We start from the raw sequence: 23,014 nt of genomic DNA on the forward strand, positions 1-23,014 counted from the left end.
GCCTCAGTCCGCGGACGACGCCAGGGTGGCGAAGATGTCGTCGAGCAGCGGCTGCCCGGGTGACCGCCCGACCTCGCGGAACCACTCGTAGCCAAGCGCCCGGCCACGCAAGGGCCAGGGGAGCAGCAGCAGCAGCCCGAGGGTGCGCGCGCCGCCGGTGGTCTGGGAGGCGTGCGCGCGCATCGAGCGCCGCTTGGTGGCCAGCACCCCCCGGACGTCGATGCGGTGCGTGAGGTCGTCCGGGTCGGTGAAGGCTGCGTCCAGGTCCGGGAGGTGGGGGAGTGGCAGCAGCCGGCCGAGCCGTTCGAGCCAGCACACGGCCCGCTGCAGCCGGCGCCGGTCGAGCGTCGCCTCCAGGACGACCGGGGTGCCGGCGGCCTCGGCCGCGAGCCTGCCGACACGGTGGACCTGGACGTGGTCGGGGTGTCCGTAGCCACCAGCGGCGTCGTAGGTCGTCAGCACGTCGGCGTCCTCCTCGACGAGGATCCGCGCGAGCGCCGCCGCGGCATCGTGCGGGTCGGCGCTGCTGAAGGTGGGACGCGCGCCGGACCCGGATGTCCGTGGCGGGCCACCGGTGCCGCCGTACCCGGAGTCGGCGTAGCCCAGGAGCTCCACCCGACTGGCGCCGATCGCGGCAGCCGAGCGCTCCAGCTCGGCCTTCCTGGTGTCGCCGAGCGGGCGACCGCGCTGTCCGTTCGACGGCGCGGCCAGGCCGGCCTCGCCCAGCGTGGCGACGACCAGCACCACGCGGTGTCCGTCGGCGGCGGCCCTCGCCAGCGTGCCCGCCGTCAGCAGCGCCTCGTCGTCGGGGTGGGCGTGGAAGCTGACGACGGTGAACGGGCGGGCGGGCCTCATCAGCTCGCCCTCGCTCCGGCGGCCCGGTGGGCAGGCAGCGGCGTCGCCGCCCGGAGTGCGGCCCGGTCGTACAGGACGCGCGTGCGCTCGAGCGCGGTGGCCCACCCGACGTCGGGAACCACCGCGCGGTTGTGGCACGCCATGGCGGATCGTCGGGCGGGGTCGGTGAGCAACCGGGCCAGGTGGGACACCATCTCGCGGTCCGAGGACGCGAGGAGCCCCTCGACGCCGTGCGTGACGAACTCGCCCACACCGCTGTGCCTGCTGGCGACCACGGGAACGCCCGCGCATCGAGCCTCCAGGGCCGCGATGCCGAACGACTCCAGCACGGCGGGTGCGACGAAGACGTCGGCTCGCGCCAGTGCTTCGTGGATCCCGGCCCGGTCCAGGCGTCCGGGGAGCGTGACCCGGCCGGTCAACCCGTTGCGCCCGAGGAAGGCCTCGAGGCGTGGACGCTGGGGTCCGTCGCCGATCACGACGGCGTGGAAGGGGGTGGTGTCCCCGACCCGACGGTCGAGGTCGCGCAGGATGCGGCCCAGGGCCAGCGGTCGCTTGGTCCGGGTCATCCGGCCGACGGCCAGGATGGTGGGGACCGGGGTGGGCTCCGGCTCGACGCGCCACAGGTCGGGGTCCACCGCGTTCGGCAGCACGTCGACCGGGATGTCCGGGCCCAGCATCGTGCGCAGCGGCGCGGCCGCGCGGTCGCTGACGGCCGACCACTGGATCGGCCAGCGTCGGAGCCCCAGCAGGGCGCTCGCCAGCGCCGGCAGCGGTCCCAGGTCCGACCACAGGGAGTGGACGGTCACGAGCGTGGGCAGCCCGAGCCGGGCTGCGCGCCGGGCGGCGAGCGTCGCCAGCGGGGACCAGACCGACACGTGCACGTGCACCACGTCGGGACCGGTCTCCAGCAGCACCGAGGTGAGCGTGGCGGGACCCGGCAACCGTCGCACCCACGCGGGGTCGCTCGCGGCGGCGGGGGTTGCGGTCGTGGTGACGACCATGGCGTCGTACCCGGCGCGACGTTGACGCGACGCCAGGTCGCTCACCTGCATCTCGATGCCGCCCACGCGCGGCAGGTAGCAGTCGGTGACGTGGACGACGCGGGTCATGGCGTCGGCCCCCGGGTGGGCCGCGCTCGGTGGATCCAGAGCCACACCAGCAGGCCCGCGCCACCGACGGGGATCTCGACAGCGAACGTGAACAGTCGGTACAGCAGCACTCCCGAGACCACCGGCAGCGGTGCACCGCCGAGCGCCACCAGCAGGCCGGCGAGCCCCACCTCGACCACGCCGGCGCCGCCCGGAGTCAACCCGGCGACGGTCAGCAGGCGCTCGACGGCGAACCCCACCAGCACGGCGTGCAGGGGGAGCCCGGCTCCGGCCACCGCGAGGCATCCCCACAGCAGGACTGCGAGCGTGGCGGTGTAGGCGACCATTCCGGTGGTGAGCCCACGCCAGCGGGACCTGACGACGTGGGCGCAGTCGGAGCGCAGGCGCACCAGCGCGGCGCCCACCCTGACCTGGCGTCGCACCCGGAGCGCGCGGAGCAGCGACAGTCCGGCGGTGTCGATCGCGTCCCCCACCCGAGCCGTGGCTGTCGGGCTCAGCGCCGTGCAGAACAGCGCGGCGAGGAGGAGCGCGCCGGCGAGGGCCGCGGCCAGCCCCGGCCCGGCGTACCGCCCGAGGACGCCGGGCCCGGTGACGAACAGGAGCGGGACGGCGACCAGGGGCAGCGCGAGCTTGACCAGCACGTCCCAGACGTTGGTCACCACGGTGTAGGCGGCGAAGGCCGGCCGGTCGTGTCCCCAGGTTCGGACCATCCGGTAGTTGAGGGCGACGCCCGCTGCCCCTCCGAGCGGCAGCACGTTCGCGACCGCGCTGCCCGTGAGGCTCAGCGTGAGCGCGCGGCGATGGGTCAGCCCCGGGAGTGCCGAGGTCAGGGTGACGGTGTGCAGCAGGAGGCCGCCGGCCCAGACCAGGCTGAGGAGCGTGAGCTGCCACGCGGAGATGCCCACGAGCTGGCGCCAGATCAGCATCCACGGGGCACCCGCCACCCGGGGCACCGCGATGACGAAGAGCCCCGCGACCCCGGCTGCCACCACGAGGGAACGGGTGGTGACCCAGCCGGGTCGTCGCGGCGCCACCGCTGCGGATGCCGACGCCACGCTCGCCATGCCTCGATCGTCGGTCGGCGATCCTGTATGGAACCTGACTGAGCGTCAGGGGGCGTAGGAAGGCGGCGCCGCTCAGCCCCGCACGGCCTCGAGGAGCTGCCGCTCCGCGAGGTCGAGGTACGTCGCGAGCGACGCCTCGGCCCGCTCGGCGTCACCCTGCGCGAGCAGCTCGAGGATCTCGTGGTTCCCCGTGAGGTAGGGCCGGTGGAAGGTCTCGGGATCGGCCATCACGTGGAAGACCAGCCGGAGCTCGGCGAGCAGGTGCCGCATCGTCTCGTCGACCCGTGCGCTGCCGGCGAGGCCGACGACAGCCTGGTGGAAGTGCATGTTCGCGGTACCAACAGCGGCCCAGTCGCGGGCGGCGGCGGTGCGTTCGCCCTCCTCGACCGCGGCCCGGACCGACGCCAGCCCCTCGGTGGAGAGGTCGGTGGCGGCGCGCAGGGCTGCGCACTCGAGGATCCGTCGGAACCGGTAGAGGTCGCGGATGTCGTCGGCGGACAGCGTGCGCACGAACACGCCCCGGTTGAACTCGTGCACCAGCAGCCGCTCGTGGGTGAGCAGCCGGAACGCCTCCCGCAGCGTGTTGCGCGAGACACCGAGCGCGTCGCCGATGCCCTCCTCCGAGAGCCGGGTGCCCGGGAGGAGCCGCCCTTCGGTGACGTGGCCGCGCAACACGTCGGCCACCCGCGCGGCCGTGCTCGAGCGGCCCACGGTCGTCCGCTCCTGCGCGAGCGACTCCAGGTAGCCCTCCGCCACCGTGCATCCCCTCCCCGTAGCCACGCCGGCACCCGGCCGGTCGCGGCCCAGCGTAGCCAACGGGGGATTGCAGAATTGTTGAACGATCCCTATCGTGGCGTGATCCGGCCCACATGGGCATCCCACCAGGCGGTCTGTCGAACGACACGGCATGCCGGCCCGAGGAGAGCGATGAAGGACCACGCAGTACACGACGAGGCCGCCACGGCCACCGCGCACGGACCCAGCCCGGTGGCGCGCCGCGGGGCGCTGCTCGGCGCGATGTTCCTGATGGCCACCAGCGCGATCGGCCCCGGCTTCATCACCCAGACCACGGTCTTCACCGCTGAGCTCGGTGCCGCCTTCGCCTTCGCGATCCTGGTCTCGGTGCTGGTGGACGTCGCGGTGCAGCTCAACGTCTGGCGCGTCATCGGCATCTCGGGGCTGCGCGCCCAGGACCTGGCCAACCGCGTCCTCCCCGGGGGCGGGTACGTGCTCTCCGCCCTGGTCGTCTTCGGCGGCCTGGTGTTCAACATCGGCAACATCGGCGGTACCGCGCTCGGTGCCAACGCGATGATGGGCACCGACGTGAAGGTAAGGTAGGGGGCACCGTCTCGGCCCTGGTCGCGATCGGGATCTTCCTCAGCCGCCGCGCGGGTATCGCGATGGACCGCCTCGTGGTGGTCCTCGGGGTGGTGATGATCGGCATGATCGCCTACGTCGCCGTCGCCTCCGACCCGCCGGCCGGTGAGGCGCTGACGCAGACCGTGCTCCCGGACGACATCGACTTCCTGATCATCACGACGCTGATCGGCGGCACCGTCGGCGGCTACATCACCTACGCCGGTGCGCACCGGCTGGTCGACTCGGGCATCACCGGTCCGGAGCAGGTCCGCCAGATCAGCCGCGGCTCGGTCAGCGGCGTGATCGTCACCGGCGTGATGCGTGCCCTCCTGTTCCTCGCGGTCCTCGGTGTGGTGGCGGGCGGAGCCGTGCTCGCCAGCGACAACCCGCCGGCGTCGGCCTTCCAGCACGCGCTCGGCGACGTCGGCGTGCGCGTCTTCGGGGTGATCCTGTGGGCCGCGAGCATCACCTCCGTGATCGGGGCCTCCTACACCTCGGTGTCGTTCCTCTCGACCTTCTCCGGCTGGCTGGGTCGCCACCGCAACTGGGTGGTGGTCGCGTTCATCGCGTTCTCCACCATCGTCTTCGTGGCGCTCGGCAAGACCCCGGTGAACCTGCTGGTGCTCGCGGGCGCGCTCAACGGCCTGATCCTGCCGGTGGGGCTCGGTGTCCTGATGTGGGTCGCCGCCCGGCGCGCCCACGACCTGCTGGGCGGCTACGCCTACCCGCGGTGGCTGATCGTCATCGGTGTCGCGGCCTGGCTGCTCACCGTCTACCTGGGCTGGGAGTCGCTCAGCGGCATCTCCGCCCTCTGGGAAGGTGCCTGATGCACATCGACCTGAACGCCGACCTCGGTGAGGGCTTCGGCCAGTGGACGCTCGGTGACGACGAGGCGCTGCTCGACGTCGTCACGAGCGCCAACGTGGCCTGCGGCTTCCACGCCGGTGACCCGACGGTGCTGCGCCGGGTCTGCCGGCAGGCCGCCGACCGCGGTGTCGTGATCGGTGCGCAGGTCGGCTACCGGGACCTGGCCGGCTTCGGCCGCCGGTTCATCGACGTCGAGCCCGAGGACCTGGTCAACGACGTGCTGTACCAGATCGGGGCGCTCGAGGCGTTCGCCCGCGTCGCTGGCACCAGGGTCAGCTACGTCAAGCCGCACGGTGCCCTCTACAACGCGATCGTCCACCACGAGGAGCAGGCCGAGGCGGTGGCGGAGGCGGTACGCCGCTACGACCCGGCCATGCACGTCCTCGGCCTGCCCGGGTCGGCGTGGCTGCGCGCCGCGGAGTCCGCCGGCCTCGCGCCGGTCGGCGAGGCGTTCGCCGACCGCGCCTACACCACGGCCGGCACGCTCGTGTCCCGGCGTGAGCCAGGCTCGGTGCTCGACGACGTCGAGGTCGTCACCCGGCGCAGCGTGCGGATCGCGACCCGCGGCGAGGTCGAGGCGCACGACGGCACCGTCGTACCCGCCCCCGCGCGGTCGCTGTGCGTGCACGGCGACACCCCCGGCGCGGTGGCGATGGCGAGCGCGGCTCGCCGCGCCCTCGAGGACGCCGGCGTGAAGCTGGCCTCGTTCGTCCTGGGCGGTCCGTCATGAAGGTGATGCCGTGCGCCGACTCGGGGCTGCTGGTCGAGCTCGCCGACCTCGACGAGGTGCTCGCGCTGTACGCCGAGCTCGTCGACGCGCCGCCGCCGGGAGTGATCGCCCTCGTGCCCGCCGCACGGACGCTGCTGCTCAGGGTCGATCCCGAGACCGGTGACCTGGCCACCGTCGAGCGCACGGTGCGCGAGGCGCGGCCACGGCCGGGCGGACGTCCCGACGCGGGCCGCGTCGAGATCCCGGTCCGCTACGACGGGGAGGACCTCGACGAGGTCGGGGAGCTGACCGGCCTCGGCGCGCGTGGCGTCGTCGAGGCGCACACCGCCCAGGAATGGACGGTCGCGTTCTGCGGGTTCGCACCGGGCTTCGGCTACCTGGTCGGCGAGGACGAACGGCTGCACGTGCCGCGCCGCAGCACGCCGCGCACCAGGGTGCCGGCCGGGTCGGTGGGTCTGGCGGGGGAGTTCAGCGGCGTCTACCCGCGCGAGTCGCCCGGCGGGTGGCAGCTGATCGGCCGCACCGACGCGCCGGTCTGGGACCTGGCCCGCACCTCGCCGGCGTTGCTCGCGACCGGCGTCCGTGTCCGGTTCGTGGAGGCGTCGTGAAGCGCGTCGAGGTCCTCGAGACCGGGCCGCTGGCGACCGTGCAGGACCTGGGACGTCCGGGTCTCTCGGCCCTCGGGGTCGGCCACTCCGGCGCCGCGGATCAGCGCAGCCTGCGGCTGGCGAACCGTCTCGTCGGCAACCCCGAGTCGGCCGCCGCCGTCGAGCTCACCCTCGGCGGCCTCGCGGTGCGCGCGCACGACGACCTGCTGGTCGCGGTCACCGGTGCCGTCTGCCCCCTCGACGTCGACGGGCGCCAGGTCGCCATGAACTCCGTGGTGCGCGTGCCGGCCGGCGCGACGCTGCGCGTGGGCACCGCGACGACCGGCTTGCGCAGCTACCTCGCCGTGCGCGGCGGCGTCGACGTGCCGTCGGTGCTCGGGTCGCGCTCCACCGACGTGCTCTCCGGGATCGGGCCCGACCCGCTCACGCCGGGGACGCCGCTGCCGGTGGGGCCGCCGCCGGCCGCCCAACCCGTGGTCGACCACGCCGCGGTCCGGGCGCCGGGGGAGGGGGACGTCGAGCTGCGGGTGGTCCCCGGGCCGCGGGCCGACTGGTTCGTCGGCACGGCGTTGGCGACGCTGCTCGGCGAGCCGTACGTCGTCACCGGCGAGAGCAACCGGGTCGGGATGCGGCTGGAGGGCACCCCGCTGGTGCGTTCCCGGGACGTCGAGCTGCCCAGCGAGGGCATGGTGTGCGGTGCGTTGCAGGTGCCGCCGTCGGGGCTGCCGACCCTGTTCCTGAACGACCACCCGGTCACCGGTGGCTACCCGGTGATCGCCGTGGTCCTCTCCGTCGACCTGCCGATCGCCGCTCAGGCCCGTCCGGGCCAGCGGTTGCGGTTCCGTGCCGCGGCGTCCGCGGCCGCAGACCTCTCGAGGAGGACGGCATGACCGATCAGCACGGACTCACCGGCGCGGACGTCGCTGCGCTCTCGCCCGCCGAGGCGAGGGCGCGGTTCCGCTCCGGGCTCGCGGCCCCGACCGCGGGCTGGTGCTCGGGCTGGACCCAGGCGAACCTCGTCGCGGTGCCGCGGGAGCTGGCGTACGACGTGCTGCTGTTCGCCCAGCGCAACCCGGCGCCGTGCCCGGTGCTCGACGTCTCCGAGCCGGGCGAGGTGAGCACCCGGCTGTTCGGCGGCGACCTGCGCACCGACCTGCCGGCGTACCGCGTCTATGAGCACGGGGAGCTCGTCGCCGAGACCACCGATGTCACCGACCTGTGGCGCGACGACCTGGTCGCGTTCCTCCTCGGTTGCAGCTTCACCTTCGAGACCGCGCTCCTCGAGGCCGGCGTGCCGGTGCGGCACCTGGAGGCCGGTTCCAACGTGCCGATGTACCGCACGAACCGGCCGTGTCTCGGCGCCGGATCGCTGTCGGGCCCGCTGGTGGTCTCGATGCGGCCGGTGCCCGCGGAGCTGGTCGCCACGGCCGTGCGGGTGACCGCGCGCTACCCGGCTGTCCACGGGGCGCCGGTGCAGGTCGGCGACCCAGCGGCCCTGGGCATCGAGGACCTGGATGCGCCCGACTTCGGCGACCCCGTCCCGGTGCGCCCGGGAGAGGTCCCGGTCTTCTGGGCGTGCGGCGTCACCCCGCAGGCCGCCGTGATGGCGTCCCGGCCGGCGTTCGCGATCGGGCACGCGCCCGGTCATATGGCCATCACCGACGCGCGCGACTCGGCGTTCCAGGTGCCCTGACCCGGCTCGGCCCCGGGCGGAGTCGTTGCCGTGCATCACCTGGGCTCTCTACGGTGGCAACAGTCGTCAGAGGAGGGCCGCCATGCTCCGCCTTCGGCGACCCTTGTTCCCCCGTGTGGGGGTCGCAGCGGTCCTGCTCCTCACGATGGTCGTGGCGCCCGTCCTCGCCCTGGGTGACCGGGCGGAGGCGCGCGACGGGCTCACCCGGGCAGACCAGGAGCTCGCGGACACCTTTCGCCCGGTGGTGATGCTGCGACGGTACGACGAGCTGTGCGCAGACACCGGGGAGCCGTACGTCCCGACGACCGTGGACACGGTCCTGGGCAATCCCTCGGTGGCTCTCCGACAGGTCGGCAACGGGGAGGCGGTCATCCGCTGGGCGCCCACGGCGAAGGACCTCTACGGACTCGGCGCCGGCACCTACCTCGACCTCCCCGGCGACGCCCTGAACCCGGGGTGCGTCTACGCGACCGACTCCGCGAAGGCCACCCCGCTCGACCAGGCAGCGGTGTACGCCCACATCGCCAGGCAGGCCGACCGGCCCGGCTACCTGGCGGTGCAGTACTGGTTGTTCTGGTACTACAACGACTGGAACGACCGGCACGAGAGCGACTGGGAGTTCATCCAGGTCCTCTTCAAGGCAGAGACCGTCCAGGAGGCGTTGGGGGAGAGCCCGGTCAGCGTGGGCTACGCCCAGCACACGGGCGGCGAGACGGCCGAGTGGAACGATCCGAAGCTGGAGAAGGAGGGGAGCCACCCGGTCGTCTACTCCTCGCAGGGCTCCCACGCCAGCTACTACGCCCCGGCCCTCTACCTGGGCCGGGCCGCCGACGAGGGCTTCGGCTGCGACAACACGCAGTCGCCCTCGACGAGGGTGACCCCGCGCGCCGTCCTCCTGCCCGATGCGCCGAGCGGCCCTGACGACCCGTTTGCCTGGCTTGACTTCTCGGGGCGCTGGGGGGAGCGGCACAGCGGCCCCAACGACGGCCCCGACGGACCGGCGGGCAAGCCGCGCTGGACCGCACCGGTGACCTGGCAGGAAGATCTGCGCGCGACGTCCTTCGCGATCCCGGGAGGCAGCGGGTCACCGCCGGCGGTGGTCGGCACGTTCTGCACGGTCGTCGAGGCGGGCTCCCAGGTCTACCTCCAGTTCGCCGCCCACCCCGCACGTGTCTTCGTCATCGCGGTGCTGCTGTTCCTGTTCCTGGGTTTCCTGCTGCACCGGACGTCGTGGTCCGTGGTCCCCCTGACTCCCGTGGTGGCGCGGCGCCGGGCCGGGCAGATCGTCCGGGCCTCGATCCGCATCTACGAGCGACATCCGGTCGCCTACCTGGCGACCGGTCTGCTCGCCGTACCCGTCGGGCTGGTTGCGACCGGCCTCACCGCGTTGCTGGTCCACCTGCCGTACCTCGGCGACGCGGTCAAGGTCACGACGGACCAGGCGAACGACGCCGGGAGCAAGGTGGCCATCGCCTCCGGCGTCGGGACGGCGCTGTGGCCGGTGACGCTGGTCCTGGTCTCGGTTGCCGTGGTGCACCTCGTGCAACGCACCGACCGGATCCCGAAACGGGGCCAGGTGGGGGCCGCGGTGGACGCCTACCGCGCCGTTCGGCGGCACCTGCGCACCCTGGGGCGGTCGTACGGCGGGGCGGTGGTCCTGCTGGCCCTCCTGGATCTTTCCGTGGTCGGCGTGCCCGTCGCCGCGTGGCTCACGGTGCGGTGGCAGTTCGTGGGGCAGGTCGTGATGCTCGACGACGAGCACGAACGGGGTGTCCTCCGGCGCAGCGGCCGGCTGGTGGCGCACCGGTGGTGGCACACCGCGATGTTCGCTGCCCTGATCTGGGCGGGGATCCACGCCTTCGGCGCTCTCCTGGGCCTGCTGGCGCTGATCATCGTCACCGGACTTCCGCTGTGGGTGATCTCGCTGATCACGATGCTCGTCGAGGTCGCCCTGACGCCGCTGGGCGCGATCGCCCTGACGCTGCTGTACGGCGACGCCCGGGCGGAGAAGGACGGCGCCCCGACCGACGAGCGTGCTCCGGTCGGCTGACACCGACGTCCGGACCGGTGGCGATTGACCGGAGGCGGCCCCGCGGGTTCCTCCCGGTCGGTGGTAAACCAGAGATGTCCACGTGCACCGGAACCCCCGGTGCCCCGCACGGTGGAGGGATCCATGGCAACACCGGAACGACGCCGCGACACGACTGTCGCCACCCCGCAGCCGAGGGCGGAGCAGCCCGCACCCCTCGAGCAGAGCCGTGACTTCGGCTGGCTGATCACCGTGCTGAGCGCGGTGGGGGCCCTGGTCGGCTCGTGGGCGCTCTTCCCGACCGATGTCGTGGGCATGTGGGCGGGCTACTGGGTCTCGGTGCTGGCCACGATCTCGCTCATGGGCGTGATGTGGCTGCGCAGCTCGCTGCCCACCGGGCCCGGGGTCGCGATCACCGCCGTCCCCGGCGGCGGCCTGATCCTGCTGGGAGCCCTGCGGGACTACCCCACGACCATCGCTGTCGTCATGGTGGCCGGTGGCGCCGGGATCGTCCTCGGAGCGTTGCTGCAGGCCCGACGCCGCTGAGCCGTCTCGGGCCCGGTCCCACCTCTGCCGAGTCAGCTGGGAGGGATCGCGGTGCCCTCGACCTCGCCGACGCGCGATGAGAGAGCGAAGAGTGCCTCGGCGGCGTCGTGCCGCGACGGGAAGAAGCCGGGAAGCGGCTCACCGGTGAGCCCCGTCGCGCAGTACACGTCGACGCCGGACTGGCTGAGGGCGAGCCGGGACCGCCAGTCGCGCTTCAGCGCGACGCGGCCGAGGAGCGTCGCGCCCTCGTAGACGTCCTCGCCGCGTGCGGCCCGTGCGCTCCGGTAGCTGAAGTAGGTCATGGCACATTCCTCACGACGGGGCGCCCGCCCGGGTCAGAGGTCCCTCATTTCCTTGCCGTGCACCATGACGGCCCAGATGACCAGGATGTCGATGGTGATGACGGTGAGGGACCACAGCGGCGCCTGGTTCAGCATGATGAACTGACTGATCAGGCTGCCCGCGGCGACGAACACGGCCACCGTTCGGGCGAACATGCTGCCCCGCAGGAGCGCGGCACCGATCGAGAAGACGACCAGGCCGACGAACATGGCCCACCATCCCCACCAGTAGACGCTGCCGTAGGGGCGCCGTCGTTGTTGAACGTCGACCAGTTGTGGTTGATGACGGCGAAGAAGCCGCTGATGCCGGTGAGCGTGCCACTGAGCATCATGATGAACGCAGCGAACCCGACCCACCCGGTCCAGCCGGTGGCCTCGGTCGAGGCGTGGGGTGAGGTCGAAGGGGGGCAGGCCTTGGCCAGACATGGCGGCCTCCTGTGAGGAGCGTGGCGCGGATGCCGCGCTGTCAGTCCAGACTGGTCCTCGGCCCAGGCCGGTGACAGGGAAGAAGGACCCGTGCTCGGAGGACCAACCAACCGGCAGGATCGTGGACTGTCGCACCGGACACGACGAGTACTCCACGAACACGCCGCGCTCGTCGGGAGCCGAGGGCGCTAGTCCAGGGCGACCGGCGGGACCGTCACGACCTGTCCGGCGTAGCTCAACCCCGCACCGAAGGCGATCAGCAGCGCAGTGTCCCCGGGCTTCGCGTCGCCGCCGCGGACCATCGCCTCGATGGCCAGGGGGACCGACGCCGCCGAGGTGTTGCCGGAGTCCTGGACGTCGCGCGCGACCGCGATGCCCTCGGGGAGCCGGAGGTTGCGAGCGAGGGTCTCGGTGATCCGAAGGTTCGCCTGGTGCGGGATGAAGGCGTCCAGGTCGGAGAGGTCCAGCCCCGCGCTCGCGACGGCCTCACGGGCGACGTCGGCCATGGCGAACGGCGCCCAGCGGAAGACCTGGGTGCCCTGCATCTGCACGACCAGCGGATGGTCCGGGTCGAGCTCGTCGCAGTGCACCGACTGCGTGATGACCTGGGACTGCGAGCCGTCGGAGCCCCAGGCCACCGGCCCGATGCCGGCCTCCTCGGCGGGACCGACCACGGCCGCGCCGGCACCGTCGGCGAAGATGAACGCCGTCCCACGGTCCGTCGGGTCCATGAACCTGCTCAACCGCTCGGCCCCGACCACGAGGACGTGCCCGGCGTTGCCGCCGCGGACCAGATCGGAGCCGACCGTCAGCGCGTGGCAGAAGCCCGCGCACCCGGCGGACACGTCGAACGCCGCCGCGCGCGAGCCGATCCGGTCCGCGAGCATCGGCGCCGCCGCGGGCGTGTGCTGGACGTGGGTCGACGTCGCGAAGATGACCGTGCCGATGTCACCCGCCGCGACCCCGGACGCCTTCAGCGCCCGCTCCGCCGCGATCGTCGCCATGTCGAGCAGCGACTCGTCCTCGGCGGCGTACCGCCTGGTGCGAATGCCGGAGCGGGTCTGGATCCACTCGTCACTGGAGTCCAGCACCTCGCAGATCTCGTCATTGGTCACGATGCGCTCCGGGCGGTGGACCCCGAGGCCAAGCATGGCGGTCGCGGTCGCTCCCGACCGCTGGTCGATGGTCGTCACGAGGAGAGAGGCTACGGGGTGGATGAAGCCTGGCGGCCGACCCGGCGGGACTCATCGTCACCGCGATGATGCGTGAGGCTCGCCGGCGCAGCGGACGGCAAGGGAGACCGCGACACCGTTGCCTCGTCAATCCTGATCGTGTGTGGACGTCGGTTCCGGTATGGCTGCCAAGGCGGCTCCGGCGATGGCGAGGAGCTCTTCGGTCGAGCCTCCGTCCCTGGCGCGCCCCGACATGCCGCGCATCACCGCTACCAGGAACGATGCGAGTTCGTCAGGCTGAACGGTGGCCTCGGCAGGGAATGCCGCCCAGCCGACCGACGTCCCGATGTGCGCGATCCGCGAACACTGAGGCGCAGCCCGGCCTAGGGTCACGCCATGGACGAGACGAGCTCGCAGCCCCGCCACGACGAGCCGCGCAGCCGGGTGGCGCCGGCGAGGACCGTGAAGTCGGTGCGGTCGTGGCGCTCACTCGTCGTGGGTTTCGTGCTGGCGACGATCGCGGGCCTGGGCGCCGCCGTGATGACGGTGCCCGACGCCTCCGCGCAGTCGGTGCGCGTCGACGATGACGAGCCCGGCATGGAAGCCTCGTTCCTCGCGATCAAGTCGGCCAGGTTCACCAACGCGAAGAACGGTGTCACCGCGAAGGTGATCCACCCGACGCTGCAGATGGAGCACGTCGACTACATCCGCCTGGTCATGTTCGTCGGCAAGATCAAGGAGGACCCCCTGTATGCGGTGTCCTACGAGGCCTCGTGGAAGCGCGGCAAAGGCGTCGTCTACAAACGTGACCTGCCTGGCGACATGTACGGGTTCCGGAAGTTCCCGTGCAAGGGGGCGAGGGTCGTCCGGAACGAGGACAAGGGCTTCGTGCGAGTCCACGTACCGAGCCGGTGCCTGCGCACGACGGCCAGGTCGCACAAGGTGAAGATGGGCTACAGCATCGCGAACGGCGACTACTTCGTCTACGACGTCGTCCCGGGCACCAATCAGAACTGGGGAGTGACCAAGTGGCTCAAGCGCGGCTGAGCCCCCTGGCCGCCGACGCGCCCGCCCCACCCGGTCTGCCCTGACCGGCCCGACGCTGCGACCCGGCCTTGCCGGGCGCGGTCGCGCTGTCTTCGGCCTTCGCGATGTCGGCCGGTGTGCCGGTCATGACAACCGATCGCTCACGTCTGCTCCACGGTGGCGGGCAAGTGCTGAATGCGCCGCCTGACCGGCTCAGCTGATGTCGGTGTGTTCGGTGATGGCGTCGACGAGGTCGGACCACAACGCACGGGGTCGGTCGTGGCCCATGTCCTCGACCAGCAGGAGCCGGGCGCCGGGGACCAGCTCGGCGGTCCGCCGCCCCCCACTGGGGTCGATGAGGGTGTCGTCGAGGCCGTGGATGACGAGGGTCGGCACGTCGAGGGACGTGAGCGCCTCGGCGCGCGAGCCGTCCAGGATCATCGCCGCGAGCTGCCGCGGGACGCCGGCCGGGTAGTACGCGCGCTCGTAGCTGGCCGCAGCGAGCGCCCGCAGCTGTGCCGCGTCACCGTAGCGACGCGAGGCCCACACCAGCTCGCGCTCGGCCGCGGCCACGTACCCGTCCCGATCGGCCGGCCGGGAGGCGAACAGCACCTGCTGCGCCTCCGGGGTCGACTGGCCGTACTCCGGCTCGCCGGTCGACGACATCATCGACGTCAACGACAGCACCCGGTCGGGGAACTCGATCGCCATCTTCTGCGCGATCATGCCGCCCATCGAGGACCCGACCACGTGGGCCCGGGCGATGCCGAGCCGGTCGAGCACGTCGATGCCGTCGGCGGCCATGTCGCGCAACGAGTACGGCGCCATCCCGATCGCGCGCTCGAACGCGCCGGAGGTCACGGCGGTGATGAAGTCGCCGAGGTGGACCGGGTGCTCGTCCAGCTTCGTCGAGAGGCCGGAGTCGCGGTTGTCGTACCGGATCACGTAGCGGCCCCGGTGGGCCAGCATGCGGCAGAAGTCGGCGTCCCAGCCGAGCATCTGGGTGCCGAAGCCCATCACGAGCAGGACGGCCGGGTCGCCCGGGTCGCCGAAGGTCTCGTACTCGATGGTGATGGGCTTGCTGCAGGTGTCGGGTGAGGTGTCCGCCTGGGGTGACATGACTGTCTCTCTGGTCGCGTGTCTCTGAGGTCGGGTGGGCCGGTGCCGGGAAGGGGGACTGCGACACCGGCCACATGTATCACCGTACATGTCGAAAACGACATGTCAAACATAACATGTCTCGTCTAGGATGTGCTCATGTCTCTGCGCTACGCGGTGCTCGGCCTGTTGGCCCGCCGTCCCTCGACCGGCTACGAGCTGACCCAGACCTTCGACCGCTCGCTCAGCACCTCCTGGCACGCGCGGCACAGCCAGATCTACCCTGAGCTCGCCAAGCTCGAGGGCGCCGGCCTCATCGCGCTGGTCGGGGAAGGGGCGCGGGGCAGCAAGACCTACGACATCACCGACGCCGGACGCGCCGAGCTGCGGACGTGGCTGGTCGACGCCGAGCCTGACCGGTCCCAGCGCAGCGAGAGCGGCCTGCGCCTGTTCCTCACACCGCTCCTGGACCCGGACGGCAGGAAGCAGGCCTTCGGGCGCGACCTCGCACACGTCGAGCACGAGATTGCCGCGCTCGAGGCGCTACGCGCCGCCCAGGGTGGCGTCGAGCCGGAGGTGTTCGCCCCGCAGGTCGAGCTCGGTGTTCGCATCAACAGCGTGCTTCGGGACTGGCTGCGCGAACAGATCGAGGCGGCCTCCGCGTGACGACCAAGATGGCGGGGAGGACCTACCGAGTGCAGGCGACTGGTCAGTTCTCCGGCCTGACGCCAGCTGTCCGGTCGCGACTTCGGGATGAGCAGGCCGAGCACGATCTGCTCGTCTCGGCCTGGACTCCCGAAGGGACGTTCACGTACTCGCCCAGCCTGACGCGGTTCACCCTGCGGTACCTGCTCGTGGTCTCGGAGAGCACGGCCGCCGAAGCTGACGAAGCCGCACTGATCGAGGCCGAGCTCCTCGCCGCGCAGTTCCTCGAGTCTCGAGGCCTCACCCACAAGCCGCTGACCCTGTCGGCGACCTGCCTGGACGACGTCAAGGTCAGGCGGCGCTGACGAAGGCTTCCGGCTCACGCTCCGTCGGGTAGACGAGTACGTGGGCCGGCCTGACGTCGGCGAGCATGCGCATCGCGGGCCGGTCGCGGGTCGCGGCCGTCGCCTTCAGTGCTGGACGGCCGGGAGAGTGCGCCGCCCCCGCCGCCGGCACCTGTCTGCGGCTCCGGCGATCACTCGCCCATCCCGCTCGCATACCCCCCACTGGTATGTGTGCTACGGTCTGCATCCTTCCATGGATACCCCATCCGGGTATGCCTCGAAGCTCGCGGTGCGCCCGCACGGGCACCGCGATCACGATGAGCACTGCGGACCAGACGAAGCCCGCCTCGTAGTGCCACATCTGCCCGCACCCCGAACGATTCGCTCCACACTCCGAAAGTGACGCGCCATGTCATCCTCCTCATTTCCCGGCACGAAGGACAGCCCGGCCCTTTTGCCGGGGCGAAGATCCGTCGTCTCCGTCAGAGTGCACGCATGAGCACCACACGTGAACCGTCCCCCGCTCTCGGCACCATCGGGTGGACCGAACGCACCGGGGGCGTCCTGACCCGCCGCGAACGATTCGCTCTGGCTCGGCCGTTGTCCCGCGGGCATCGCGACATCGTGCTGGGGCACCTCGCCCTCGCCGCCCGCCGTCACCGAGGCCGTCACGCCCATCTCGATCCGACCGCTCTCGCAGCCCCCGACTCGACGACGGCGCGCGACGCGGCGGCCGCCGCCCACGACCTCCTCAGTCCCGCGGTGCTGCAGCACTCCCACCGCGCCTACGCCTGGGGCGCAGCGCTCGCAGGCGTCGATGGGGTCGACTTCGACCGCGAGCTGCTCTACGTCGCCTCGATGTTCCACGACACGGGCCTGCCCAGTGGCATCCCCGACGTCGACTTCACCGTCCGGAGCGCCGCCCTCCTGCGGCTGTTCGCCGACCGTCATGGAATGTCGGCGGTCCAGCGCGAAGTCATGACCAACGCCATCGCCCTGCACCACACCCCGGGGGTCGCGCCGGAGGCAGGCCCCGAGGCCTACCTGCTCTCTGCCGGCGCCGCCGTCGACGTGTTCGGACTCCGCGCCGGCGACATCCCCGACGCCATCCGCCGACAAGTCGTCCACCAGCACCCGAGACTCGGGTTCAAGCAGGAGTTCAGCCGCCTGTGGCGAGCCGAGGCGCGGCAGGTACCCCGAGGGCGAGCCGCGTACCTGCGCCGCTACGCGGCGACCGACCTGACCATCCGACTCGCACCGTTCCGCGGATGATCGCTGCGAGGTGCGCGGCAGATCCCGGCTGTTCGACCGGGGTGAGGGACGTCCGCGCCGAGCAGAGTGAGTCGCGTCCACCCATTCGCCACTGCATCCCCTGACCGGAGAACACTCGATGACGAACCCCGCCCAGCCCACCTCGACCGACCCCACGGCGCGACGGCACATCGGCCTGCTGATCTTCGACGACGTCGAGGAGCTCGACGCGGTTGGACCGTGGGAGGTGCTCTCGTACTGGACCCTGCACCACCCGGAGGACGGCTGGAGCGTCTCGTGCATCTCCCGCGACGGTGAGCCCATCCGCGCGGCGAAGGGTCTCACGCTGGGCGCCCACCACTCGTTCGCCACCATGCCGCCGCTCGACGTGCTCATCCACCCCGGCGGCCAGGGCACCCGCACCCTGATGCGCGACGCCGACCACCTGGCGTGGGTCCGCGACCAACGCGGGTCGGTTCGGCTGATGACGAGCGTGTGCACCGGCGCCCTGGTGTACGCCGCGGCCGGCCTGCTGACCGCGCGACCGGCCACCACCCACTGGGAGAACACGGACCTGCTCACCCAGCTGGACCCCTCCATCGTGCTGCGCCCCGAAGCCAGGTTCGTAGACGACGGCGACCTCATCACCAGCGCCGGCGTGAGCGCCGGCATCGACATGGCGCTCCACCTGGTCGCCCGACTCGTCGGCCGGGAGCGAGCCCGCGAGGTCCGCCGAGCCATCCAGTACGACCCGCAGCCGCCCGTCTGACCGTGCCGACCTGGTCAGCCGGCCAGCAGGGGGCGACGCCTGTCGGCCGCGACCACACCGACACCCCGACGAAAGTAGCCACGATGGCCACCACGAACGACACCAGCACCCGTCGGTCCCGGCTCGCCCGCGCGGGCCGATATGGCGCCAGGGGTCTGCTCGCACTCGCCGCGTTCGCCGGCTTCATCGTTGTGGGGATGCATAGAAGCAACGCGCAGCTCCACCAGACGCCCCGCCCCACTGGCGCCCACCCCGATTCCACCGGCTACGGATCCGGCGCGGTGAAGGTCGCTGTCGTCCTCGGAGCCTCCGGCACCACCGGCACCGACGCGATGGGCCCCTACGAGGTGTTCGCGAGGTCGCCGCACTTCACCGTCTACACCGTCGCCGCCGACCATGGCGTCGCGGCTGTCGAGGGCGGACCCGGGATCGTGCCGGCCTACACCTTCGACGAGGTCGAATCCGTTCACACTCTCGCCCCCGACGTGGTCGTCGTCCCCGCCCTCGAGCACCCCGACGCCGCCATCGAGCAGCCACTGCGGGACTTCGTGAAGAGCAACGCCGAGCGCGGGGCCCGCATCCTCAGCGTCTGCAACGGCGCCATCGTCCTCGCCGAGACCGGCATCCTCGACGGTCTGCCCGCCACCGGGCACTGGTCCCGCCTCGGCGCGCTCCGCGGTCAGTACCCGGCCGTGCGGTGGGCCGCCGGCCGTCGCTACGTCGACGCGACCACCAGCCCCTTCCACATCACGAGTACGGCAGGGATCACCTCGGGCATCCCCGGTGCGCTGCACGTCATGGCCGACCTCGCCGGCAACGACGAGGCGCTGCGCGTCAGCAGGCTCGTGGCGGCTCCCGGATGGGCGCCGGAGTCCTCAACTCAGATCCCGGCTCACAAGTTCGGGCTCGGCGACTTGAGCGCCCTGTTCAACCTGGTGATGCCGTGGGGTCGTCCCACCGCCGGGATCGTGCTCGCCGACGGTGTCACCGAGACCGACGTCGCTGCCTCCTTCGAGGTCTACACCGTCAGCCAGTCAGCTCGTGCGGTCGCCGTTGCCGACGCCGGCTGGGTCACCACACGGCACGGCATGGTGCTCGCAGCCACCCCCGCAGCCGACGCGCCGCACCTTGACCGCCGCATCGTGCTGCCCACCACGGGAGCGTCCACGCGCGCCTTCGACACCGCCCTGGCGCGGGTCGCCGCGACCTCCGGCGCTGCCGCCGCCACGTCCGCAGCCAAGATGCTCGAGTACCCCGACCGCGCCACCGGCAAGCCGTGGACCTGGTCGGCCACCCGCGCGCCAGCGCTCGCCCTCGCGATGCTGCCGGCTGTCATCGTCGCCGCCGTTGCGGCATCGCGACGACTGAGCTGGCGGCACCGCGCCTGACAGCCGGCTTCCGCCACTGCCCACCCACCGAGTGCGTTCGCGGACGTCGACCGGTGGCTGTGCGGGAACGGCGGGAACGGCGTCGTGTGCCCCCACGCGGCGACCGCCACCTCGCGGTCGACCGCCCCGCAAGAGGTCGCGGGCATCACCCGGGGGCTGCTCCAGGCCCGCGCCGGCACCCCGGCCACCTGCTCTCGTGCCGCGGGGGAGTGGCGGGCGAGGGCGTGGCCGGGTCTGGGGCGCCGTCAGGCGTCGCGCAGGACGGTCTCGAGGTCGATCTCGATCTGGATCTCCTTGGAGACCAGCACGCCGCCGGTCTCGAGGGTCTGGTTCCAGGTGACACCGAAGTGCTCGCGGTTGACCTTGGTGCGGGCAGAGAACATCGCACGGTGGCCGCCCCACGGGTCGCGGACGTAGCCCTCGAAAGTGACCTCCAGCGGCACATGTCGCGTCACGCCGTGGATGGTCAGGTCGCCGAAGACCGTGCCGTGTTCGCCTTCCCAGGCGACGTCGGTGCTTCGGAACGTCGCCTGCGGATACTGCTCGACGTCGAACAGCTCCGCGGACCGGAGGTGATCGTCGCGGGCTGCGCTGCCGGACTGGACCGAGGCCATGTCGATGGTGACGTCGACGCGGGAGTCGGCGAGGTCGTCGGTGATGACGACGGCGCCGGTGACGCCGGTGAACCGGCCGCGCACCTTCGTGACCATGAAGTGGCGCCCCACGAAGGAGACGTCGGTGTGGCCGGGGTCGATGTCCCAGGTGCCGGCGGCCGGCAGCACGTGGCCGTCGGGTGTGCGGGTGGGGGTGATGCTCATGGCGGAACTCCTTGCTTGGTTGTGATGGAGGCGCGGTCAGGCCGCGTTGGACTCGGTGTGGTTGCCGGCCTCGACCCAGTCCTGGATGCCCTCGCGGTACTTCCGGACATTCGAGTAGCCGAGACGCACCAGTCGGTCGGCGACGGCCTGGCTGTTGCGGCAGGCCGCGTTCGAGCAGTAGGTGACAATCGCCGCGTCCATGTCGGGCAGCAGCTCGGCGGCCCGGGCTTCGACCTCGTCCTCCACGAGGTTGAGGGCGCCGGGCAGGTGAAGCTGGTCGTAGTACGACGCCGGCAGGGCGTCCACGAGGACGACCTGACGATTGGCGACGAGGGACTCGAGCTCGCTGCGACTGATGAGAGCGGTCATGGTTGTACTCCTTCGATAGAAAGTGCGTGCGCACGCACATTCTGCTTTGGATCGAGACACTTGTCAAGTGCGTGCGCACGCACATTAATCAAGGTGTGCAGGGCCCACGGGAGAGCGGCCCCGTCGCCGGCGCCCGGGAGACCCCGAGGGGGACGCCCATGCGGGTCAAGCGCAACCAGATCGGGAGACCGTCGTGGTCGGTGCGTGGCTCGCGGTCGTGCCGAACGTGAGCCGGGATGCGGCGATGGGTCCGGTCAGGACTCCTCGGCGGCCAGGACCTTGGTGAGGGCCCGCGTCAGGACCCGGATCTCCTCGTCGTCGAGATGCGAGAGGAAGTGCTGCTCGATGGCGGACAGGTAGACGGGGGCGGCCTTGCGAAGCCGCTTACGGCCCTCCGGGGTGATCGCCGCGAACGACGAGCGGCGGTCGTCAGGGTTGACCTGCCGCTCGATCAGCCCGGCCCGCTCCAGCTCGGTGACGACCCTGCTCACGCGCTCGCGGCTCACAACCGCTCGCTGGCCGAGCTCTGTCATCCGCAGTCGACGCTCCGGTGCGGCGTTGGTGACGAGCAGGACGTCGTACCAGGTGATCGGCAGGCCGGTGGGCTGGATGGCCCGTTCGAGGACGGGGACGAGGGCGGCGTGGGTCCGCAGGAGTGCGGCCCAGGCGGCGATCCGGTCGGGCTCGTCGGGCATGGGCCGAGGCTACAAATATGTGCGGGTGCACGCAAACGGCAGGGGGTCTCGCCGTGAAGGCGAAGCACTTGGGCCCGGCGTCGGACGGCGCGCGCGGGCCGGGTGGAGGACCGCGGGACAGATGACCGAAAGCTGGGCTCGTGGTGCCACGTCTCCGGCGGTCCGACGACGGGAAAGATGCGTGACAACCGGGTGCCGGGTCGCATCGGGGCTGCTCGGCCTCGCCTGACGCAGGCCAAGCGCATGTACATGCAGGTCAGAGCACGGAAACGCCCCCCGCTCCACCGCAGGTCAGCGGGGTGCGAGGGGCGTCCGATCGGCCCGGTTCTAGATGTCGTAGTAGAGCTCGAACTCGTGCGGGTGCGGACGCAGCTGCACCGGCAGGATCTCGTTCTGGCGCTTGTAGTCGATCCACGTCTCGATCAGGTCCGGCGTGAAGACGTTGCCGGCGGTGAGGAAGTCGTGGTCGCGCTCGAGGTTGTCGAGCACGGCGCCCAGCGACGTCGGGACCTGGTCGATGTCGGCCATCTCGTCCGGCGGCAGCTCGTAGATGTCCTTGTCGATCGGGGCGGCGGGCTCGATCTTGTTCTTGATGCCGTCGAGGCCGGCCAGCAGCAGCGCCGAGAAGGCGAGGTAGGGGTTGGCCGACGGGTCGGGGCAACGGAACTCGATGCGCTTGGCCTTGGGGTTCGACCCGGTGATCGGGATGCGGACGCAGGCCGAGCGGTTGCGCTGGGAGTAGACCAGCGAGATCGGGGCCTCGAAGCCCGGCACTAGGCGGTGGTAGGAGTTCACCGTCGGGTTGGTGAAGGCCAGCAGCGACGGCGCGTGCTTGAGGATGCCGCCGATGTAGTAGCGGGCCATGTCCGAGAGGCCGCCGTACCCGGTCTCGTCGTAGAACAGGGGAGAGCCCTCGCTCCAGATCGACTGGTGCACGTGCATGCCCGAGCCGTTGTCGCCGAAGATCGGCTTCGGCATGAAGGTGGCGGTCTTGCCGTTGCGCCAGGCGACGTTCTTGATGATGTACTTGAACTTCATCACGTCGTCGGCGGCCTTGAGCAGCTCGTCGAAGCGGTAGTTGATCTCCGCCTGGCCGGCGGTGCCGACCTCGTGGTGGGCGCGCTCGACCTGCAGGTTGGCCTTCTCGAGCTCGATGACCATCTCGTCGCGGAGCTCGCCGAAGTGGTCGGTCGGGGCGACGGGGAAGTAGCCGCCCTTGTACTTCACCTTGTAGCCGCGGTTGTCGTTCTCGAACGCCGCACCGGTGTTCCAGGCGCCGGCCTGCGAGTCGATCTCGTAGTAGCCGGCGTTCGCCTTGGTCTCGAAGCGCACGTTGTCGAAGACGTAGAACTCGGCCTCGGGGGCGAAGAACGCCTTGTCGCCGACGCCGGTGCTGGCGAGGTAGGACATCGCCTTGCGGGCGATGTTGCGCGGGTCGCGGGAGTAGGCCTCACCGGTGAGCGGGTCGTGGATGAAGAAGTTCACGACCAGCGTCTTGGCCGCACGGAACGGGTCGATGTACGCCGTGGTCGGGTCCGGGAACAGCGACATGTCGGACTCGTGGATGGCCTGGAAGCCCCGGATCGAGGAACCGTCGAAGTTCAGTCCGTCGTCGAAGACCGACTGGTCGAACGACGACACCGGGACGGTGAAGTGCTGCATGACACCGGGCAGGTCGCAGAACCGCACGTCGACCATCTCGACGCCCTCGTCCTTGACATAGGCGAGCAGCTCGTCGCTGTTCTGGAACATTCGTCCTCCTTGGCTGACCAGCGGGTGCCAGCCGGCAAAAGTCTGCAATAGGGGACCGAA

General features: G+C 71.4%; 27 protein-coding genes. 15 read left to right on the forward strand and 12 right to left on the reverse strand.

What is annotated here, in order from left to right:
- Window positions 1–3 precede the first annotated feature (3 nt).
- The 4 genes from ACZ43H_RS05565 to ACZ43H_RS05580 all read right to left on the reverse strand — a co-directional run bounded on the left by ACZ43H_RS05565 (window position 4) and on the right by ACZ43H_RS05580 (window position 3,784).
- A complete protein-coding gene (locus tag ACZ43H_RS05565) occupies window positions 4–855 on the reverse strand; it encodes a PIG-L deacetylase family protein (protein ID WP_464588415.1) in 852 nt (283 codons plus the stop codon).
- Window positions 855–1,964, reverse strand: a complete 1,110-nt coding sequence (locus tag ACZ43H_RS05570) for a glycosyltransferase family 4 protein (RefSeq protein ID WP_464588417.1) — start codon at window positions 1,962–1,964, stop codon at window positions 855–857. The genes ACZ43H_RS05565 and ACZ43H_RS05570 overlap by 1 nt, the downstream gene beginning before the upstream one ends.
- Window positions 1,961–3,028 (reverse strand): lysylphosphatidylglycerol synthase domain-containing protein, encoded by a 1,068-nt coding sequence (locus ACZ43H_RS05575; RefSeq protein WP_464588419.1) that lies wholly within the window; start codon window positions 3,026–3,028, stop codon window positions 1,961–1,963. Before ACZ43H_RS05575 ends, ACZ43H_RS05570 begins: the two co-directional genes overlap by 4 nt.
- 72 nt (window positions 3,029–3,100) lie before the next feature.
- Window positions 3,101–3,784 (reverse strand): GntR family transcriptional regulator, encoded by a 684-nt coding sequence (locus ACZ43H_RS05580; protein ID WP_464588421.1) that lies wholly within the window; start codon window positions 3,782–3,784, stop codon window positions 3,101–3,103.
- Window positions 3,785–3,955: 171 nt separating this feature from the next.
- Between ACZ43H_RS05580 and ACZ43H_RS05585 the strand changes: the two genes are divergently transcribed.
- The 8 genes from ACZ43H_RS05585 (at window position 3,956) to ACZ43H_RS05620 (ending at window position 10,860) form a co-directional block, all read left to right on the forward strand.
- Complete coding sequence (locus ACZ43H_RS05585) at window positions 3,956–4,366, forward strand: hypothetical protein (RefSeq protein ID WP_464588423.1); 411 nt, start codon at window positions 3,956–3,958, stop codon at window positions 4,364–4,366.
- 62 nt (window positions 4,367–4,428) lie between these two features.
- Window positions 4,429–5,214 (forward strand): NRAMP family divalent metal transporter, encoded by a 786-nt coding sequence (locus ACZ43H_RS05590; protein ID WP_464588424.1) that lies wholly within the window; start codon window positions 4,429–4,431, stop codon window positions 5,212–5,214.
- Window positions 5,214–5,984 (forward strand): LamB/YcsF family protein, encoded by a 771-nt coding sequence (locus ACZ43H_RS05595; protein WP_464588425.1) that lies wholly within the window; start codon window positions 5,214–5,216, stop codon window positions 5,982–5,984. Before ACZ43H_RS05590 ends, ACZ43H_RS05595 begins: the two co-directional genes overlap by 1 nt.
- Window positions 5,981–6,592, forward strand: coding sequence for a 5-oxoprolinase subunit B family protein (locus ACZ43H_RS05600; protein ID WP_464588427.1), 612 nt, complete (start codon window positions 5,981–5,983; stop codon window positions 6,590–6,592). The genes ACZ43H_RS05595 and ACZ43H_RS05600 overlap by 4 nt, the downstream gene beginning before the upstream one ends.
- Window positions 6,589–7,482, forward strand: a complete 894-nt coding sequence (locus tag ACZ43H_RS05605) for a 5-oxoprolinase subunit C family protein (protein ID WP_464588429.1) — start codon at window positions 6,589–6,591, stop codon at window positions 7,480–7,482. The genes ACZ43H_RS05600 and ACZ43H_RS05605 overlap by 4 nt, the downstream gene beginning before the upstream one ends.
- Window positions 7,479–8,285 carry a putative hydro-lyase gene (locus ACZ43H_RS05610; RefSeq protein ID WP_464588431.1) on the forward strand — a complete coding sequence of 269 codons (807 nt, stop codon included), beginning with the start codon at window positions 7,479–7,481 and terminating at the stop codon, window positions 8,283–8,285. Before ACZ43H_RS05605 ends, ACZ43H_RS05610 begins: the two co-directional genes overlap by 4 nt.
- An 82-nt stretch (window positions 8,286–8,367) precedes the next feature.
- A complete protein-coding gene (locus tag ACZ43H_RS05615) occupies window positions 8,368–10,335 on the forward strand; it encodes a Vps62-related protein (protein WP_464588432.1) in 1,968 nt (655 codons plus the stop codon).
- 123 nt (window positions 10,336–10,458) lie between these two features.
- Window positions 10,459–10,860 carry a hypothetical protein gene (locus ACZ43H_RS05620; RefSeq protein WP_464588434.1) on the forward strand — a complete coding sequence of 134 codons (402 nt, stop codon included), beginning with the start codon at window positions 10,459–10,461 and terminating at the stop codon, window positions 10,858–10,860.
- A gap of 32 nt (window positions 10,861–10,892) precedes the next feature.
- Here the strand turns inward: ACZ43H_RS05620 and ACZ43H_RS05625 are convergent, their stop codons facing one another.
- Together ACZ43H_RS05625 and ACZ43H_RS05630 are read right to left on the reverse strand one after the other, a co-directional pair.
- A complete protein-coding gene (locus ACZ43H_RS05625) occupies window positions 10,893–11,162 on the reverse strand; it encodes a hypothetical protein (RefSeq protein WP_464588435.1) in 270 nt (89 codons plus the stop codon).
- Window positions 11,163–11,195: 33 nt separating this feature from the next.
- Entirely contained in the window at window positions 11,196–11,411 is a 216-nt protein-coding gene (locus ACZ43H_RS05630) for a DUF7144 family membrane protein (RefSeq protein WP_464588437.1), read from the reverse strand.
- Between the two features lie 45 nt (window positions 11,412–11,456).
- Between ACZ43H_RS05630 and ACZ43H_RS05635 the strand changes: the two genes are divergently transcribed.
- Window positions 11,457–11,642, forward strand: coding sequence for a hypothetical protein (locus tag ACZ43H_RS05635; protein ID WP_464588438.1), 186 nt, complete (start codon window positions 11,457–11,459; stop codon window positions 11,640–11,642).
- A gap of 173 nt (window positions 11,643–11,815) precedes the next feature.
- On the opposite strand, the gene ACZ43H_RS05640 is transcribed toward ACZ43H_RS05635, so the two are convergent.
- The gene (locus ACZ43H_RS05640; RefSeq protein WP_464588440.1) at window positions 11,816–12,820 is read right to left on the reverse strand and encodes a beta-ketoacyl-ACP synthase III; all 1,005 of its coding nucleotides are present in this window, start codon (window positions 12,818–12,820) and stop codon (window positions 11,816–11,818) included.
- A 375-nt stretch (window positions 12,821–13,195) separates the two neighbouring features.
- On the opposite strand from ACZ43H_RS05640, the gene ACZ43H_RS05645 reads away from it, so the two are divergent.
- Complete coding sequence (locus tag ACZ43H_RS05645) at window positions 13,196–13,846, forward strand: hypothetical protein (protein ID WP_464588441.1); 651 nt, start codon at window positions 13,196–13,198, stop codon at window positions 13,844–13,846.
- Between the two features lie 192 nt (window positions 13,847–14,038).
- On the opposite strand, the gene ACZ43H_RS05650 is transcribed toward ACZ43H_RS05645, so the two are convergent.
- Window positions 14,039–14,944 carry an alpha/beta fold hydrolase gene (locus ACZ43H_RS05650; protein ID WP_464588443.1) on the reverse strand — a complete coding sequence of 302 codons (906 nt, stop codon included), beginning with the start codon at window positions 14,942–14,944 and terminating at the stop codon, window positions 14,039–14,041.
- A gap of 138 nt (window positions 14,945–15,082) precedes the next feature.
- Here ACZ43H_RS05650 and ACZ43H_RS05655 point away from each other — a divergent pair, with 138 nt between their 5' ends.
- The 5 genes from ACZ43H_RS05655 (at window position 15,083) to ACZ43H_RS05675 (ending at window position 19,320) form a co-directional block, all read left to right on the forward strand.
- A complete protein-coding gene (locus ACZ43H_RS05655; protein ID WP_464588444.1) occupies window positions 15,083–15,589 on the forward strand; it encodes a PadR family transcriptional regulator in 507 nt (168 codons plus the stop codon).
- Window positions 15,586–15,933: a DUF6204 family protein gene (locus tag ACZ43H_RS05660; protein ID WP_464588446.1), complete on the forward strand. Its 348-nt coding sequence runs from the start codon at window positions 15,586–15,588 to the stop codon at window positions 15,931–15,933. The genes ACZ43H_RS05655 and ACZ43H_RS05660 overlap by 4 nt, the downstream gene beginning before the upstream one ends.
- A 474-nt stretch (window positions 15,934–16,407) precedes the next feature.
- Window positions 16,408–17,184, forward strand: a complete 777-nt coding sequence (locus ACZ43H_RS05665) for an HD domain-containing protein (protein ID WP_464588448.1) — start codon at window positions 16,408–16,410, stop codon at window positions 17,182–17,184.
- Between the two features lie 118 nt (window positions 17,185–17,302).
- On the forward strand, window positions 17,303–17,932 hold the full coding sequence (locus ACZ43H_RS05670) for a DJ-1/PfpI family protein (protein WP_464588449.1): 630 nt from the start codon (window positions 17,303–17,305) through the stop codon (window positions 17,930–17,932).
- 83 nt (window positions 17,933–18,015) lie between these two features.
- Window positions 18,016–19,320: a DJ-1/PfpI family protein gene (locus ACZ43H_RS05675; protein ID WP_464588451.1), complete on the forward strand. Its 1,305-nt coding sequence runs from the start codon at window positions 18,016–18,018 to the stop codon at window positions 19,318–19,320.
- Between the two features lie 245 nt (window positions 19,321–19,565).
- On the opposite strand, the gene ACZ43H_RS05680 is transcribed toward ACZ43H_RS05675, so the two are convergent.
- The 4 genes from ACZ43H_RS05680 to glnA form a co-directional block, all read right to left on the reverse strand.
- On the reverse strand, window positions 19,566–20,138 hold the full coding sequence (locus ACZ43H_RS05680; RefSeq protein ID WP_464588453.1) for a YceI family protein: 573 nt from the start codon (window positions 20,136–20,138) through the stop codon (window positions 19,566–19,568).
- Window positions 20,139–20,174: 36 nt separating this feature from the next.
- Window positions 20,175–20,507 carry a rhodanese-like domain-containing protein gene (locus ACZ43H_RS05685; RefSeq protein ID WP_464588455.1) on the reverse strand — a complete coding sequence of 111 codons (333 nt, stop codon included), beginning with the start codon at window positions 20,505–20,507 and terminating at the stop codon, window positions 20,175–20,177.
- Window positions 20,508–20,761: 254 nt separating this feature from the next.
- On the reverse strand, window positions 20,762–21,202 hold the full coding sequence (locus tag ACZ43H_RS05690) for a MarR family winged helix-turn-helix transcriptional regulator (RefSeq protein ID WP_464588457.1): 441 nt from the start codon (window positions 21,200–21,202) through the stop codon (window positions 20,762–20,764).
- Between the two features lie 327 nt (window positions 21,203–21,529).
- Entirely contained in the window at window positions 21,530–22,954 is a 1,425-nt protein-coding gene (glnA, locus tag ACZ43H_RS05695; protein WP_464588459.1) for a type I glutamate--ammonia ligase, read from the reverse strand.
- Between the last annotated feature and the right edge of the window lie 60 nt (window positions 22,955–23,014).

The organism is Nocardioides sp. DN36, assembly GCF_055380375.1.

Excerpts from the sequence above, each read along its gene's own strand:
- ACZ43H_RS05600 (WP_464588427.1), top strand. The coding sequence starts at position 5,981 with ATGAAGGTGATGCCGTGCGCCGACTCGGGGCTGCTGGTCGAGCTCGCC.
- ACZ43H_RS05565 (WP_464588415.1), bottom strand. The coding sequence starts at position 855 with ATGAGGCCCGCCCGCCCGTTCACCGTCGTCAGCTTCCACGCCCACCCC.
- ACZ43H_RS05675 (WP_464588451.1), top strand. The coding sequence starts at position 18,016 with ATGGCCACCACGAACGACACCAGCACCCGTCGGTCCCGGCTCGCCCGC.
- glnA (WP_464588459.1), bottom strand. The coding sequence starts at position 22,954 with ATGTTCCAGAACAGCGACGAGCTGCTCGCCTATGTCAAGGACGAGGGC.
- ACZ43H_RS05670 (WP_464588449.1), top strand. The coding sequence starts at position 17,303 with ATGACGAACCCCGCCCAGCCCACCTCGACCGACCCCACGGCGCGACGG.
- ACZ43H_RS05650 (WP_464588443.1), bottom strand. The coding sequence starts at position 14,944 with ATGTCACCCCAGGCGGACACCTCACCCGACACCTGCAGCAAGCCCATC.
- ACZ43H_RS05630 (WP_464588437.1), bottom strand. The coding sequence starts at position 11,411 with ATGTTCGTCGGCCTGGTCGTCTTCTCGATCGGTGCCGCGCTCCTGCGG.
- ACZ43H_RS05590 (WP_464588424.1), top strand. The coding sequence starts at position 4,429 with ATGGACCGCCTCGTGGTGGTCCTCGGGGTGGTGATGATCGGCATGATC.
- ACZ43H_RS05595 (WP_464588425.1), top strand. The coding sequence starts at position 5,214 with ATGCACATCGACCTGAACGCCGACCTCGGTGAGGGCTTCGGCCAGTGG.
- ACZ43H_RS05615 (WP_464588432.1), top strand. The coding sequence starts at position 8,368 with ATGCTCCGCCTTCGGCGACCCTTGTTCCCCCGTGTGGGGGTCGCAGCG.
- ACZ43H_RS05585 (WP_464588423.1), top strand. The coding sequence starts at position 3,956 with ATGAAGGACCACGCAGTACACGACGAGGCCGCCACGGCCACCGCGCAC.
- ACZ43H_RS05665 (WP_464588448.1), top strand. The coding sequence starts at position 16,408 with ATGAGCACCACACGTGAACCGTCCCCCGCTCTCGGCACCATCGGGTGG.
- ACZ43H_RS05575 (WP_464588419.1), bottom strand. The coding sequence starts at position 3,028 with ATGGCGAGCGTGGCGTCGGCATCCGCAGCGGTGGCGCCGCGACGACCC.
- ACZ43H_RS05655 (WP_464588444.1), top strand. The coding sequence starts at position 15,083 with ATGTCTCTGCGCTACGCGGTGCTCGGCCTGTTGGCCCGCCGTCCCTCG.
- ACZ43H_RS05680 (WP_464588453.1), bottom strand. The coding sequence starts at position 20,138 with ATGAGCATCACCCCCACCCGCACACCCGACGGCCACGTGCTGCCGGCC.
- ACZ43H_RS05690 (WP_464588457.1), bottom strand. The coding sequence starts at position 21,202 with ATGCCCGACGAGCCCGACCGGATCGCCGCCTGGGCCGCACTCCTGCGG.
- ACZ43H_RS05620 (WP_464588434.1), top strand. The coding sequence starts at position 10,459 with ATGGCAACACCGGAACGACGCCGCGACACGACTGTCGCCACCCCGCAG.
- ACZ43H_RS05685 (WP_464588455.1), bottom strand. The coding sequence starts at position 20,507 with ATGACCGCTCTCATCAGTCGCAGCGAGCTCGAGTCCCTCGTCGCCAAT.
- ACZ43H_RS05625 (WP_464588435.1), bottom strand. The coding sequence starts at position 11,162 with ATGACCTACTTCAGCTACCGGAGCGCACGGGCCGCACGCGGCGAGGAC.
- ACZ43H_RS05610 (WP_464588431.1), top strand. The coding sequence starts at position 7,479 with ATGACCGATCAGCACGGACTCACCGGCGCGGACGTCGCTGCGCTCTCG.
- ACZ43H_RS05645 (WP_464588441.1), top strand. The coding sequence starts at position 13,196 with ATGGACGAGACGAGCTCGCAGCCCCGCCACGACGAGCCGCGCAGCCGG.
- ACZ43H_RS05570 (WP_464588417.1), bottom strand. The coding sequence starts at position 1,964 with ATGACCCGCGTCGTCCACGTCACCGACTGCTACCTGCCGCGCGTGGGC.